Origin of the sequence: Larkinella insperata, assembly GCF_026248825.1 — a bacterium.
In the GTDB taxonomy this organism is placed as follows: Bacteria; Bacteroidota; Bacteroidia; order Cytophagales; family Spirosomataceae; genus Larkinella; species Larkinella insperata.
Map to the genome: position 1 here is coordinate 3999640 of NZ_CP110973.1, position 14446 is coordinate 4014085.

The 14446-nt window shown below is 54.8% G+C and carries 11 protein-coding genes; 6 read left to right on the forward strand and 5 right to left on the reverse strand.

The window, feature by feature from the left end; translation table 11 throughout:
- Position 1 precedes the first annotated feature (1 nt).
- On the forward strand, positions 2–997 hold the full coding sequence (locus OQ371_RS16055) for a Hint domain-containing protein (protein WP_265989138.1): 996 nt from the start codon (positions 2–4) through the stop codon (positions 995–997).
- Between the two features lie 51 nt (positions 998–1048).
- Here the strand turns inward: OQ371_RS16055 and OQ371_RS16060 are convergent, their stop codons facing one another.
- Positions 1049–1816, reverse strand: coding sequence for an SDR family oxidoreductase (locus OQ371_RS16060; RefSeq protein WP_265989139.1), 768 nt, complete (start codon positions 1814–1816; stop codon positions 1049–1051).
- A 209-nt stretch (positions 1817–2025) separates the two neighbouring features.
- On the opposite strand from OQ371_RS16060, the gene OQ371_RS16065 reads away from it, so the two are divergent.
- From OQ371_RS16065 to OQ371_RS16075, 3 genes are all read left to right on the forward strand, one after another.
- Complete coding sequence (locus tag OQ371_RS16065) at positions 2026–2928, forward strand: sugar phosphate isomerase/epimerase family protein (RefSeq protein WP_265989140.1); 903 nt, start codon at positions 2026–2028, stop codon at positions 2926–2928.
- A 150-nt stretch (positions 2929–3078) separates the two neighbouring features.
- Complete coding sequence (locus OQ371_RS16070) at positions 3079–6192, forward strand: PVC-type heme-binding CxxCH protein (protein ID WP_265989141.1); 3114 nt, start codon at positions 3079–3081, stop codon at positions 6190–6192.
- A gap of 18 nt (positions 6193–6210) precedes the next feature.
- On the forward strand, positions 6211–7146 hold the full coding sequence (locus OQ371_RS16075) for a hydroxypyruvate isomerase family protein (protein WP_265994321.1): 936 nt from the start codon (positions 6211–6213) through the stop codon (positions 7144–7146).
- Positions 7147–7236: 90 nt separating this feature from the next.
- Here the strand turns inward: OQ371_RS16075 and OQ371_RS16080 are convergent, their stop codons facing one another.
- From OQ371_RS16080 to OQ371_RS16090, 3 genes are all read right to left on the reverse strand, one after another.
- The gene (locus OQ371_RS16080) at positions 7237–7548 is read right to left on the reverse strand and encodes an isoamylase early set domain-containing protein (protein ID WP_265989142.1); all 312 of its coding nucleotides are present in this window, start codon (positions 7546–7548) and stop codon (positions 7237–7239) included.
- A 249-nt stretch (positions 7549–7797) separates the two neighbouring features.
- Positions 7798–10095, reverse strand: a complete 2298-nt coding sequence (locus tag OQ371_RS16085; RefSeq protein ID WP_265989144.1) for a TonB-dependent receptor — start codon at positions 10093–10095, stop codon at positions 7798–7800.
- Between the two features lie 140 nt (positions 10096–10235).
- On the reverse strand, positions 10236–10601 hold the full coding sequence (locus OQ371_RS16090) for a DUF8478 family putative metalloprotein (protein WP_265989145.1): 366 nt from the start codon (positions 10599–10601) through the stop codon (positions 10236–10238).
- A gap of 235 nt (positions 10602–10836) precedes the next feature.
- Between OQ371_RS16090 and OQ371_RS16095 the strand changes: the two genes are divergently transcribed.
- Together OQ371_RS16095 and OQ371_RS16100 are read left to right on the forward strand one after the other, a co-directional pair.
- Positions 10837–12030: a Gfo/Idh/MocA family protein gene (locus OQ371_RS16095; protein ID WP_265989146.1), complete on the forward strand. Its 1194-nt coding sequence runs from the start codon at positions 10837–10839 to the stop codon at positions 12028–12030.
- Between the two features lie 22 nt (positions 12031–12052).
- Complete coding sequence (locus OQ371_RS16100; RefSeq protein ID WP_265989147.1) at positions 12053–13693, forward strand: sensor histidine kinase; 1641 nt, start codon at positions 12053–12055, stop codon at positions 13691–13693.
- Between the two features lie 2 nt (positions 13694–13695).
- Here OQ371_RS16100 and OQ371_RS16105 read toward each other — a convergent pair whose 3' ends face one another.
- Positions 13696–14427 carry a GntR family transcriptional regulator gene (locus OQ371_RS16105; RefSeq protein WP_265989149.1) on the reverse strand — a complete coding sequence of 244 codons (732 nt, stop codon included), beginning with the start codon at positions 14425–14427 and terminating at the stop codon, positions 13696–13698.
- Positions 14428–14446 lie beyond the last annotated feature (19 nt).

Genomic DNA, 14446 nt, shown 5'->3' on the forward strand with positions numbered 1-14446 from the left:
CATGAAAACTACCCTGTTTCGTACGTGTTTCCTTGTCTGCTGCCTGGTTGTGGTTCAACTGGTTTCCCAACGGGTTTGGGCGCAGACTGCCACCGCGAGCATGTCGCTGGATCAACTGAAAGCCATCAAGGCCATCAAGGTGGGTAATCTGGAAAAAGATACCTATTTCAAGTCCGGTGATTACATCCTGGACCGCTACGAGGAACGCCCGGCTTACGTCTTCAACTACAGCGACGGGATTCCGCGGAAAATCTATCTCTATAAGGTATTCACGGCCGCCGATACCAAAGAACTGGGGCTGCTGGCGGTCTACGAAAACGGTAAAACCAAAGAAACCAAGCCGTTCGTTATTCCCGGAGCCAGCGCCGACCGCAAAGCTTGGGACGCCTACATCGACGATCTGAAGTACGTGGGTGAAAAAGAAGCCGGTCTGATGTCGGCGCTCGGTTTTGTGCTTTCGCGCGAAATGGCCCTGCTGATGGGCGGGGGCGGCTCGAAAGAAGAAGGGGGCGACAAGAAGAAGGAAGAATATAACTTCTGCTTCCCCGCCGACGCCGTGGTGACACTGGCCGACCGGCAAACCCAAGCCATTCAGGACGTAAAAGCCGGTGACGAGGTGATGGCCTACGATGCCAAAACGCGCCTGCTCGTTCCAACGCGGGTGCAGGGCGTAACCGTCCACGAAAAACCGAATCTGGCCATTGCGGGCGTTTGGGTTGTGCCGGTCGAGGAGATTTCGGCCAGCGTTTCCCTGACCAAACCCGTTCTGCTGGAAGCGACCGCCAACCACCCCGTACAAACCGCAACCGGGGCGAAAAAGCTGGGTGACCTGCGCAACGGCGACGTGCTGTACCGCTTCGATGGGGCCACGAAGTCGGTAGCAGCCTGGAAAGTTGCCAGCGTCCAGTCAAACCTGCGGACGGTGGAGAAAGTCTACAACCTGACGACCGAGAAAGGCAGCTACCTGATCAACGACGTGGTGGTGCTGGATAAGTAGACGGTTTTAACGGTGAGTAAAAAAGGGCGAAAGTGGTTTCGCCCTTTTTTATTACATGCCCCAGGCCGTCATTCCGCCGTCTACCGCCAGCGTCTGGCCGGTGATGTAACCCGCTGCGGGCAGGCAGAGAAAGGCAACGGCGGCTGCCACTTCTTCCGGCTCACCCACCCGGGCCAGGGGCGTCCGGGTCAGGATTTTCTGGAGCCGCTCCGGGTTGGTCAGCACCGGTTCGGCCAGCGGAGTTCGGATGTACCAGGGAGCTACGGCGTTGACCCGAATGCCGTCCGGCGCCCACTCCACGGCCAGATTCCGCGTCAACTGGTGCAGGGCGGCTTTGGTCATGCCGTAGATCGAACCGCTGCTGGTGTGCGTTAGCCCCGACACCGACGAGACAAACACAATACTGCCTGTTTGGGAAGACTGGAGCAGCGGATAAGCCGCCTGACACAGTTCGTAGGCCGAGCGGAGGTTTGTGTTCAGAATCTGGTCGAATTCGGCCGGGTTGTAATCCGTGGTTGGTTTGCGGATGTTGGTTCCGGCGTTGTTAATCAGAATATCCAGCTGGCCCCAGCGGTTTCTGACGGTTTCGATCAAGGCCTGGGCCGCACCGGGCTGGCTGATGTCGGTGGCTAAACCGTCGACTGAGAAGCCGTTCTGGCGGTATTCCCACAATTGCTGTTGCAGCAATTCGTTATCCCGGGCAACCACAAATACGCTGGCGCCCAACTGGAGCAACTGCTGTACAATGGCCTGACCGATGCCTTTGGTGCCGCCGGTGACCAGGGCGCGCTGGTTGGAAAGTTGCCAGGAGAGGGGCATAAAATGGTTAATTGGCTTTGAGTTTGGATGAAACCGTTAATAAACAAACTCCTTTTTTCATTTGCCAGATAAGACGTCACAATCTGACGGTACGGCATGAATTAGAAATCCGAAATCAATCTTATTTCAAACCATTAGTTTTTGCGTCTGAAACGCTTTCTAGCTTGATTAACCGAACCGTGTTTCTTCTCGTGAACAAGCTTTTACCCATGACTACGCGCAGGACTTTTATAAAAACTACCGCCGGACTCGCCGGAGCCGCTGCGCTCGGTTTTTCGTTTAAAAAGGCCCAGCCGCGTTTGGCGTTTTCTACCCTGGGTTGCCCCAAGTGGCCTCTGGCGCAAATCATTAAAACGGCCGCGGCCGAAGGCTACGAAGCCATTGAAATCCGGGGGATTCAGGGGGAACTGTTTCTACCCAAATGCCCGGAGTTCAGCACACCGGCCCGCATTGCCGAAACCAGAAAGATGGTTGCCGATCATAAAGTGAAAATCTGCAACCTGGGGGCTTCTGCGGCCCTGCACGATGCGGATCAGGCAAAACGGCAGAAAAATCTGGACGAAGCCAAACGGTTTATTGACCTGGCCCAGCAACTTGAGTGCCCTTACATCCGCGTATTTCCCAACGACCTACCCAAAGACCAGGACCGCGATAAGACCATCAATCTGATCAGTGAAGGGCTGCTCGAACTGGGCCAATATGCGCAGAAGGGCAAAACGACGGTGTTGCTGGAGTCGCACGGGCAGGTGATCTGGAAAGACGTGCTGCTCCGGATTATGAAACAGGCCGACCATCCGAACGTGGGGCTGATCTGGGATATCTTCAACATGTGGTCCGTTACCAAGGAGCCGCCCGCCGACGTGTACAAAACGTTGCAGAAATACATTCGCCATACGCACATCAAGGACGGCAACATCGTGGACGGCAAACCGGCGTACACGCTGGTCGGTAAAGGCGTTGCGCCGTTGAAAGAGGCCATTGACGCCCTGAAAGCCGGGGGGTACAAAGGGTATTACAGTTTTGAGTGGGAGAAAATGTGGCACCCGGAAATTGCCGAGCCGGAAATCGCTTTTGCCGACTACCCCAAAGCCATTCGCCCGTTACTGGAGTAAAGCAATCAGCAATGCGGCTTAGGGTCCGCTACAGACCGTTTGACGCTCCATCGCAGGAAACGAAGGCCCCCGGTTGGTGCGGCAAAATGTGCGGTTTTCTTACTACATTTACACAATTTATTACAACTCTTCTAACCTTACGGGCAGTTTATGATTCCATCTCGCTACTTAAAAAATGTCCGGTTGCCCCGGCGGGCGCTGGCCCTGTCGACCGCCGGTCTTCTCATCGGGGGCGTTCTGGTTGGCGCCTGGCAAAACGATAACCTGAACCAGGCTTCCGGTGAATACCTGGGGCGGCTTTTTGCCCGTCTTTCCGACGATGATAAGCGTGATCCGAAGTACGCCGTCGGAAGCTTGAACGTGGCACCGGGGCTGGAAGCGAAACTTTTTGCGGCCGAACCGATGCTGACCAACCCGACCAACATCGATGTGGATGCGCGGGGCCGCGTCTGGGTGTGCGAAGCGTACAACTACCGGGCCGGCATCAACGGCAATCCGACCCGCCCGGAAGGCGACCGCATTCTGATTCTGGAGGATACCAACGGCGACGGACAGGCCGACGTAACCAAGACCTTTTATCAGGGCCCGGAGCTGGTGTCTCCGCTGGGCATCTGGGTGCAGGGCAATAAAGTTATCGTGTCCGACAGCCCGAACGTTTATGTGTTTACGGACGAGAACGGTGACGATAAAGCCGATAAGAAAGAGTTGCTGTTTACGGGAATCAGCGGAGCCGACCACGACCACGGGATGCACTCGTTTGTGTTTGGTCCCGACGGCAAGTGGTATTTTAACTTCGGCAACGAGGGAAACCAGATCCTGAACAAAGACGGCAAACCCATTTTTGACCGCTCGACGAACAAGGAAATCACCTCCCCCAATTACCGCCAGGGCATGGTTTTTCGGTGTAATCCCGATGGGAGCGAGATGGAAGTGCTGGGCCATAATTTCCGGAACAACTACGAAGTCGCCCTGGATTCCTACGGGGCCATGTGGCAGTCGGACAACGACGACGACGGCAACAAGGGCGTCCGGATTAATTACGTGATGGAATACGGTAATTACGGCTACACCGACGAAATGACCGGGGCGGGCTGGCGGGCCAACCGGACCAACCTCGAAGAAACCATCCCGCTGCGTCACTGGCACCTCAACGACCCCGGCGTCGTCCCGAACCTGCTGCAAACCGGGGCGGGATCGCCAACGGGCATCATCGTTTACGAAGGAAAACTGTTGCCGCCGGCTTTTCAGGGGCAAATGATTCACTGCGATGCCGGGCCGAATGTCGTGCGGGCTTACCCGGTAACCAACGACGGAGCCGGGTACAAAGCCACGATTGTACCCGTAGTGGAAGGCGTACGCGACCAGTGGTTCCGGCCCTCGGACGTGTGCGTAGCCCCCGACGGTTCGTTGATCATATCCGACTGGTACGACCCGGGCGTTGGCGGTCATCAGGCGGGGGATCAGAACCGGGGTCGGGTGTACCGGATTGCTCCGCCGAACACGCCCTACCAGCGCCCAAACATCAACCTGACCACCACCGCCGGCGCCATTGAAGCCTTGCAAAGCCCGAACATGTCCATCCGGTTTGCAGCCTGGAATAAACTGCACGATCTGGGTGGTAAAGCCGAAAAAGACCTGGCAAAACTCTACAAAAATTCGCCGGACCCGCGCATGAAAGCCCGCGCGCTCTGGCTGCTGAGCAAGCTGGACGGCAACAAAGGCAGGAAGTACGTCGAAGCGGCCCTGAAAGATAGCAACCCGAATCTACGGATGGCGGCTCTGCGGGCAGCCCGGCAGATGAAAGGCGACGTGGTACCGTACGTGAAGCAGTTGGTCAACGACCCCGATCCGCAGGTGCGCCGGGAATGCGCCATCGCCCTGCGCCGGAGCCCGTCGCCCGACGCGCCGGAATTGTGGGCGCAACTGGCCGCTCAGCACAACGGCAACGATCGCTGGTACCTGGAAGCGCTGGGCATTGGTGCCGAGGGACAGTGGGATACCTACTATACGGCCTGGCTGAAGCGCGCGGGCGCCAATCCGTTGAGCACGGCGGCTGGCAAAGACATTGTCTGGCGGGCGCGGACCAAAGATGCGGTTCCCCTGCTGGCGCGGCTGGCGGGCGATTCACAGACGGACCTGAAAAGCCGGTTACGGTATTTCCGGGCGTTTGATTTCAACCCGGGGGCCACCGAAAAGTCCAATGCACTGCTGAGTTTGGTGAAAGACAATCCGACCGACGTTCAGGTAACCAAACTGGCGCTGCGCCACCTCGATCCGAGTTTTGTCAAGAACTCGCCGGAAGCGACGGCGGCTCTGTCGAAGCTTTTAAGCGAAACCTACGGCACGCCCGAATACATTGAACTGGTCAACCGGTACGAACCCAGCTCCGAAAATAATCGACTGCTGGCCCTGAGTCAGAAACAGTCCAGCGGCCCGGTTGGCCGCGATGCAATCCGCCAACTGCTGCGGCAGGGTGGGGGGAAACTCGTGTGGGACGTTATCAACGGATCCGACCCGCAGGCCGCAATTACAATGGCCTCGGCGTTGCGCTGGGTGGGCAGCAAAGAATCGCTCGATATTCTGAAAACGGTTGCGCTGGACGAAAAACGCCCGACGTCCCTGCGCCGGGAAGCCACCCGGGCCATCGGGGGGAGTGGCGACGGGGAAGAGCTGATTCTGGAGCTGCTGCGTTCCGGGCAGATTAAAGACGAGTATAAATCGGCCGCCGTGCAGGGCGTGGCTACCACCTGGCGCAAAAAAGTGCGGACCGAAGCGGCCAGCTACCTGGACGGTGCCAAAGGCGGGGGCGGCAAAAAGCTGCCCGCTATTCCGGAACTGCTGGCCATGAACGGCGACGCCGGCCGGGGCCTGACGGTTTTCAAAACCAACTGCTCCATCTGCCACCAGATCAACAGCGACGGCATGGACTTCGGACCGAAATTATCGGAAATTGGCAGCAAGTTGCCGAAAGAAGGACAATATCTGGCTATCTTGTACCCCGATGCCGGGATTAGCTTCGGCTACGAAGGTTTTGAAGTCAAATTCAAAGACGGTAGCACGGCTTCGGGCATCATTTCCAGCAAAACGGAAACCGATCTGCAAATGAAATTTCCGGGTGGAGTAGTGACGGACTATAAGATGAGCGATGTCGTATCGATGAAGCCACTGGACGGTTCGATGATGCCGGCCGGTTTGCAGGAAAACATGACGACGCAGGAATTAGTGGATTTAGTAGATTACCTTGCAAGCTTAAAACGTAAATAGAACCTTTCCTTTAAAATGATTCAACGTCGCGATTTTGTCAAATCAACATTAGGGCTGGCTGGTGCAACCCTTGCCGGAAATGCTCTGGCTGCTAATGAGTCCTCACAACCGCAGACTATGGCTAAAAACCAATTCAAATTGTTGTATGCCCCCCACTTCGGGATGTTTACCAACAGCGCCGGCAAAGACCTGATCGACCAGCTTAAGTTCATGGCAGATAACGGCTTCAAGGCGCTGGAAGACAACGGGATGATGGGTCGGCCGGTTGAGGAGCAGGAGAAAATCGCGAAAGAAATGGCCCGGCTTGGAATGAAAATGGGCGTCTTTGTGGTCGATAAAGGCGGCAACGGGGCCAATACCCTGGCCGCCGGAAAAAAGGAGTACATTGATATTTTTCTGAATGGCTGTAAAAAAGCCGTAGAAGTGGCCAAGCGGGTCAATGCCAAATTCATGACGGTGGTGCCCGGCGATTTCCAGCGCGATCTGCCCATCGGTATTCAAACCGGTAACGTCATTGACGCCCTGCGCCGGGGCGCCGAGATTCTGGAGCCCCACGGTCTGACAATGGTGTTGGAACCGTTGAGCGATACGCCCAACCTGTTCTTACGCACCTCCGACCAGACCTACGAGATTTGCCGGGGTGTCAACAGTTCGGCCTGCAAAATCCTGTTCGATGTGTACCACATGCAAAAAAACGAAGGTCATATCATTCCGCACATCAACTGGTGCTGGAGCGAAATTGGCTATTTCCAGATTGGCGACAACCCCGGCCGGAAAGAACCGACAACGGGCGAAATCAACTACAAAAACGTTTTCAAGCACTGTTACGACAAAGCCAAAGCCAGCAACCAAGAGTTTATCTGGGGCATGGAGCACGGCAACGCCTATCCCGGCAAAGAAGGCGAAATGGCGCTGATCAAAGCCTACGTCGAATCAGACAGCTTCGCGGTTTAATGTAGTGCGGCTTTAGGCCATTAGAAGAGGGGACAATCTAAAAAGCCCGGCCAAAAGGTCGGGCTTGCTTTTTCCAACAGGCTGAGCCAATTACAAAGCCACCACGGAGTTGTCGTCGGATGAAACACCGCTGCCAATGAATTTGTCGGCTTCCGGATCGTTCAACCATTGGTCACCATCAATCAGATAACGGAATTGCGTCTCCTGACCTACGGGTAATTCGACAGTGGTTTTATAAGATCCGTCTTTTTGTTTTTTCAGAGGAGTAGCCGACGCGTCCCAGCCGTTAAAATCACCAACTAGAGCGACCTCTTTTGCGCCATTAACAGCGTCAGCAGGCAGCGTAAACGTTACTTTGCAAATTGTAGGCTTGCTTTTTACATACTGTTTTGCAAGTGCCATATCGAGTAGAGTGTTTGGTTTACGGGTGTAAATTTATATGAAAAGATAAGTAATGCAATGGTAATCAAACTATTAAATCCGAGCTTTCTGGTAATTGTTCTATTTCTAGAAGCAATAATTTAAAAAGTCGAATCAAAACAAGTTTTTTTCATAAAACCATACTACAAAAAAAATGTTTGCCCCGCCCCAGCTCCCTTCTCTTCTTAAGGACCTGATTTGACCGGCAAAGGTTGCATCCGGTCGCTTTCGTTAATGAATCGTATACCGAACCCCCAGAAAACCGCGTATTCCCTGGTTGGGCGCAAATACGTAGTTGGGATCGAACGTCAGCCGGTAAGGATTGTCCGGTGTGGCCACCACCTGGCCGTCAGCGCCGAATACCACCCGTTTGTCGAACGGGTCGTTGGCCCGGGCGATGCTGTTGGCCGGAGGGGTGAAATTCAGCAGGTTTTTTACTCCGCCGTAAATTTCAAATCCATTGTCGAACCGTTTGGTTACCTGGATGTTTTGAATGCTCCAGGTTGGTGAGTATTCGGGGCGCGGGTCGTCGGAACTCAGCAACGGGAGCCGCATGGGACCGTACAGATTCCCCGTATAATCAGCCGAAAGCCCCCGCCCAAAATCGTAAGAAACCGTCCAGGTTCCCGTAATCCGTTCGGTCAGCAACTGACGCGTCTTGACGGGTTGCCCGTCGGCCCCGTCTTCCACTTTGTACACATCCATGAGCGTAAAACCGGCGTTTACTTTCAGCGGGAACGTGAAACTGGCGTCCAGGTTAACGCTCAGACCTTTCGACGTTGAGTGGCCTTTCAGGTTATCGAAGAAGATTTTATTGGGGTCGGTATCGTAATCGGCAATGATCCGGTTGGTGAAGTAAGTATAAAACAGCGATGCGTCGATGTTCAGAAAACCGCTCCCGAATACCAGCAGCTTCGTATAATTAAGGTTAACGTTCCAGCTTCGTTCGGGCTTCAGTTCATCTTCCACCACCACCTGCCGGGCACCGGTCAGGGCCGCGTGATCTTCCGTAAACAGGTTGACCACCCGGTAACCCGTCCCGGCATTGAGCCGGATCACGTTGTCTTTGTTGGGCGACCATTTGTACGAAAACCGGGGCGTCAGGATGTTGCCGTGCCGGGAGTTGTAATCGTAGCGCACCCCGATCAGGAGCTTATGCTGGTCGTTAAACGTAAATTCGGGCTGGGCGAAAATCCCGGGCAGCAGCGTCCGGTCGGGCTGGTTGACGGGCCGGAGCGAATCGCCCGACTGGGTTGCCGGGGTGCTGTCGTCGTAAAAGGTAGAGCGGAAGGGCGTCCCGACCAGCAGGCTGACGTGGCGGTTGAATTCTTTGTTCCAGAGCAGTTGGGCGAAGAAAATCCGCTGGGTGGCTAAAAAGGGCGTTGTGCCGTAAACCGAGTTCTGCTGGTGGCTGTTAAACGATGATTGCAGGGTAATATTTTCGGTGGTGGGCAGTTGATACGCCCCGATCAGTTCCAGGCGCTTGGTAAAAATACTTTCGGCGTACAGGCTGTCGGTGCCCCGCAGGCTGCGATTCCAGTTGGTTTGGCCGCCCCAGCGATCTTCGTAAAAATACCGGGCCACGATGCTGGCCAGCCGGTTTTCTTTCCGCTCAAACTGCCACTTGTTGAACACCGAAATCCGGTGTTGCAGGGTTACATCCGTAAAACCGTCGCCGTTTTTATCGAACGGCCGCTGGTAATTATAATAGTTTAGCCCCACCAGCGAGTTGGCGGCTCCGGCCCGGAATTTTACGCCCAGGTCCGCGTTGTATTCCTGCCAGCTTGTTCCGAAGACATCGGCCGTCAGCACGGGTGCTTTCAACGGGTTTTTCGTAATGATGTTGATCAGACCGGCCACGGCTTCCGAACCGTACAGCGTTGAAGCCGGACCTTTTACCACTTCGACCCGCTCTACCAGCGAGTTGGGGATGCCGGATAAACCGTACACCGTTGACAGGGAACTGACAATGGGCATCCCGTCGAGCAGCACCATCGTATACGGTCCCTCCAATCCGTTGATGTGAATGTCGCCGGTGTTGCAGACGTTGCAGTTGAGTTGTGGCCGCACCCCATTGATGTTTTGCAGGGCGTCGTAGATGTTGGGCGTCGGGTTTTTCTGGAAAAATTTGGGTGTGTAAATCTCGACCGGAACGGGGCTCTCCAACTTCGAGACTTCTTTCATGGTGCCCGTTATTACCACCTCACCCAGCGTGTTGGCAGCTTCGCGCAGGTCGACGGTTTGGTGGAAGGTCTGCCCGGCTGTCAGCGTAATGGTTTTCTGAAACGTCTCAAAGCCCACCTGCGACACCACCAGTTGATAGCGCCCCGCCGGAACGCCGGTTAGCTTAAAGACCCCCGCCGTGTCGGTCAGGGCGCCGAAACGGGTTCCTTTCAGGGCCACGGTGCTCAGTTCGAGCGGTTTTTGTTTGGAATAAACCCGGCCTTCCACCGTGGCGGTTGACTGAGCATAGGCAAATAAGGTACTGCACAATAGGAGCAATACCGATGCGTATATCGTTTTTTGCATGGTTGTCGTTCGATAAAAAGAAAGAATGTGCGGAAGTGTCAACGCGCCCAAGGACAGCTAGTTACAGGCCAGCCTTCACCGAGGTTCGGGACAACGGGGCACGAAAGAAGAATCGCGAGAAGCGACACAACAGGAAGTGACTATCCGACAACCGGCGGACCCCGATGGGAGAAGTAAGGAAAGAAATGAGTACTGATCGACTCGTAAAGGTCCAGAAAATAACGCAGCACCGGCACGCTCAGCACCGCGCAGATAAACACCAACGGCGTTAAGGTATCGTAGAAGGCATTGGCAAAATTATCGAGCCAGAACAGCTCCCCGGTGGTGTGCGTGTTGGGCTGATAGGGGCTGTCGCCAATGGGAATGTACGGGTGCGCGTGAACGATGATCCGCCCGCTGGCGAGCTTGTGAGCGTGGCGGAAAACGACCGAATTGACCAGCATAAAGCTGAACAGAATCAGCAGAATGCGGGCAATTTTCTGTCGATAAACCGGCAACCAGTGCATGGCTTTTTATAACAAGTAGAAGCGGAAAACGATACCGTTCGAAACAAATATAGAAAATAAATTTAGGCACGTCTAAATTTATTACTGATTGGGACAAATAAACCCTGTTTTCAATCTTTTACTCGGAAAAGCTACTCATCCATTTTCCCGCTGGCTATATTTGACGGGAAGGATGAGGGCCCGCGTCAGCCGCTTCATCGTTCATCATTCCTGATCCATTATTCCCTTAATTCTTATGCGAAAAATTGCCATGCTGGGTTCCGGTTTTATTGGCCGGTTCTACGCCGAATCCATCCACGGTCAACGCGGCCGTGACCGTGTGGTGGCCATCTACGCCCGCCGGGAAGAAAGTGCCAAGAAATTTGCCACCGACTACGGCTGCTCCATCTGGGCAACGGACATGGAAGAGGTGATTGCTCATCCGGAGGTTGATATGGTGTGCATTGCCCTGCCCAACAACCTGCACGAAGCCGCCGTGCTGCTTTGCGCCAAACATAAAAAAGCCGTGGTAAGCACCAAACCGCTGGGCCGCAACGCCGAAGAAGCGCTGCGGATGATGAAAGCCGTGGAAGAAGCTGGCATTTTTGCCGGTTACCTGGAAGATTTGTGCTATACCCCCAAGTTTCTGAAAGCCCTGGAAAGCGTTAAAAACGGCGCGTTGGGCCGGATTCTCTGGGCCAAATCGCGCGAGACGCACCCCGGACCGCACAGCGACTGGTTCTGGGACAAGGAGCAGGCCGGTGGGGGGTGTATGCTCGACCTCGGTTGTCACTGCGTCGAAATTGCCCGGAATTTTATTGGCAAAGACGTCAGGCCCGTGGAGGTCATGTGCTGGGCGGCTACGCAGGTCAAGCCCATTGACGCCGAAGACCACGCCATCGCGCTGGTGAAATACGAAAACGGCGCTATCGGGCAGTTTGAGGTAAGCTGGACATTCCGGGGTGGGATGGACCTGCGCGACGAGGTGATGGGAACCGAAGGCACCATCTGGATCAACAATTTTCTGCGGACGGGTTTTGAAATGTTTACCAGCGGCAAAGGCGCCGATTACGTGGCCGAAAAAGCCGAAAGTACGTCCGGCTGGCTTTTTCCGGTGGGCGACGAAGTAAACGATCTGGGCTACAACCACATGTTTACGGACATGTTCAATGCCGCCGAAGCAGGCCGTGAACCCGCCGAAACGTTCTACGACGGCTATGTGGTCAACGCCATACTGGACGCGGCTTACCGATCGGCGGAAACCAAGCAGTGGGAACCCGTTCTGTTGCCGGTCTGGCGGGGGAGGGAAGGGCTGAAACCTGAAGCGACCCTGGTTGATTATGATGAAAATTATTATTTAATCAAAGAGGAAGTTACGCACGACGGACGGCATAAGGTTATTCTCAAAGACAAGGAAACCGGCCGGATCCTGGAACGTGATCTTCCCTAGAAAGCCCGTAACCATTACCTGATTGATACCATCTCCTCCTGTGGCCGGTTCATCGAAGCTGGTCTTTACGCATCTGCCTCAATTTGCTAAATTTCTGCTGGATAATCACCTGGCGGACTTTAGCCGGGAATTGCTGCGCCTGTACCGGCAGGTAGACATCCCAATCCTGGCTTTTTACAAAGACCTGCCGCCCGAACAACTGATTGAAATCCTAAACGATTCGTCCGTGAAACTGCTCACGGCTTTTGTTGAAAACCGGGCCGGTCAGCACATTGAGGCCACCCTGCAACGCTGGGCGCTCGATCAGTTGGGTCAGGTTAGGCGCGACCAGATTGCTACGCAGGACATTGCTCTGATGGGATACGTCCGCAAGCAAGGCTTTCTCACTTTCCTTCCCCGTTACACCGTCGATCCGGTCGAAATGGTTGGGCTGATCCGGGAAATGGACGCCTATACGCTGGAGCTTTCCAACAATGCGTTTGGGCTGTACATCAATCTTTTGCAGGAGAAGATTGATGCACAGGTCCATTTTATCCGAAAAATTACGGATGCCGCTCCGGCCATCATTGCTACCTACCACATCCAAACCGGAGAGTACCAATACATCAGCCGGGGTTTCGAGATGTTGCTGGGCTATTCTCAGGAGCGGGTTCTGCGGGAGGGAGTTGATTTTTTGCTGACCATTATTCATCCCGACGATCTGACGAGTCTGCTGGCGGAGAACGCGCAGGCTTTGGACAAGGCCAATCAGGGACCGGAGGAAGCCCAGGTGTCGGAATTTATATACCGGATGCGGCACCAGAACGGCCATTACCGCTGGTTTCAAACCTTCGGTACGGTTTTCGACCGCAATGCGCAGGGCCTGGTCGAGCACGTGCTTAACATTTCGATCGACATCACCGACAAGGTGGAGGCCGAGCACCAGGTGGAAGAAAAGAACCGCCGACTGGAGCAGTCGAACGCCCGTTTGCAGGAGTTTGCCTACATTGCCAGCCACGATCTGAAAGAGCCGTTGCGGAAAATATCCACCTTCGGCGAGCGGCTGTCGATCAGTCAGCACGACAAAATTGATGCGGAAGGGGAGTTGTATCTGTCGAAGATCATCGACGCGGCCCAGCGAATGCAAACCCTGATCGGCGATATTCTGTCGGTTTCGTTGATTTCGTCGGACCAGAAATTTGAGCAGCACAGCCTGAAGCAGATTCTGGATGACGTGGTGCAGTCGCTCGAGCACCAGATTGAACAGGTAAACGCCCGGGTGTACACCGATGAGCTGCCGGTTGTGGCCCTGGTGGCGTCCCAGTTCCGGCAGCTTTTCCAGAACCTGCTGACGAATGCCTTTAAATTTGCCCGAAAGGATACGCCCCCCGCCGTCCGAATTACGCACCGTTTTTTACCGCCAGGCAGCGTTCATGCCCTCGGTCTGCCGGCGATTCGGCCGTATCTGGAGGTGAAAATTGCCGATAACGGCATTGGATTCGATAACCAGCATGCCGGTAAAATCTTCACCATTTTCCAGCGGCTGCACACCAAAAGAGAATTTGAAGGCACCGGCATCGGCCTGGCTATCTGCAAGAAGATTGTGGAAAACCACGGCGGCATCATCACGGCTGAAGGGGTTCCCAACCAGGGCGCAACGTTTACCATTGTCATCCCGGCCTGACCTCAGAACCGTCCGTGCAGCAGGTAACTGTCGGTGCGGGCGTACAGGGAAGAATAAAAGCTGAAGTCCGGCCGGTTGGTATCAAGTCGCTTGTCGAGCCGCAACAGGGGCGTATGGATGGCCACATTCAGTTGCCGCGCTAGTTCATCGTCGGCTGGAACGGCCAGCACTTTCTGCTCACCTCCTTTCACCAGCAAACCGTATTTGGCCCGCAGTAAATCAAACAGGGAACGGTTTTCCAGCCGCTGGCGTGAGAAACCGGGTAAATAGCGGTTGGGTAAACTGATTTTCTCGAAAAAGACGGGTTCTTCGTCAACCGCCCGCAGCCGTTCAAAATAAATAAAACCAACCTTGGTGTCTTCTTCGGTTGGGGTAAACAAAAAATCGTCCGGAAAAGGGTGCTGCTTGGGTTTGGTCAAAATAGTCGTGGTCATACCCTCAGCCCGGCTGGCATTCGCCGTGTTGGCCAGCCGCCCGACAATCGACATTACGCCCAGGCCAATCGGGAGCGGTTGTACGATGCTGCCTTTGCCCTGGTGCTTACGGATGTACCCGTCCTGCACCAGCAGTCCGAGCGCCTGCCGGATGGTCGGCTGCGTCAGACGGAACTGATTCTGAAGGTCTTTCTCGGACGGCAACAGGTCACCGGCTTTAAAATCGCCCCGGATAATCTGCTGGCGCAACGATTCGTAAAGATACTGATACTGCGGAATACGGGTTGGCCGATCGGTCATAGAGAATGGAAGGTTGGTA

What these genes read in the sequence shown, in the direction of transcription:
- OQ371_RS16095 (WP_265989146.1), top strand. Translation starts at nt 10,837, where the DNA reads ATGCGAAAAATTGCCATGCTGGGTTCCGGTTTTATTGGCCGGTTCTAC.
- OQ371_RS16105 (WP_265989149.1), bottom strand. Translation starts at nt 14,427, where the DNA reads ATGACCGATCGGCCAACCCGTATTCCGCAGTATCAGTATCTTTACGAA.
- OQ371_RS16060 (WP_265989139.1), bottom strand. Translation starts at nt 1,816, where the DNA reads ATGCCCCTCTCCTGGCAACTTTCCAACCAGCGCGCCCTGGTCACCGGC.
- OQ371_RS16090 (WP_265989145.1), bottom strand. Translation starts at nt 10,601, where the DNA reads ATGCACTGGTTGCCGGTTTATCGACAGAAAATTGCCCGCATTCTGCTG.
- OQ371_RS16085 (WP_265989144.1), bottom strand. Translation starts at nt 10,095, where the DNA reads ATGCAAAAAACGATATACGCATCGGTATTGCTCCTATTGTGCAGTACC.
- OQ371_RS16070 (WP_265989141.1), top strand. Translation starts at nt 3,079, where the DNA reads ATGATTCCATCTCGCTACTTAAAAAATGTCCGGTTGCCCCGGCGGGCG.
- OQ371_RS16055 (WP_265989138.1), top strand. Translation starts at nt 2, where the DNA reads ATGAAAACTACCCTGTTTCGTACGTGTTTCCTTGTCTGCTGCCTGGTT.
- OQ371_RS16080 (WP_265989142.1), bottom strand. Translation starts at nt 7,548, where the DNA reads ATGGCACTTGCAAAACAGTATGTAAAAAGCAAGCCTACAATTTGCAAA.
- OQ371_RS16065 (WP_265989140.1), top strand. Translation starts at nt 2,026, where the DNA reads ATGACTACGCGCAGGACTTTTATAAAAACTACCGCCGGACTCGCCGGA.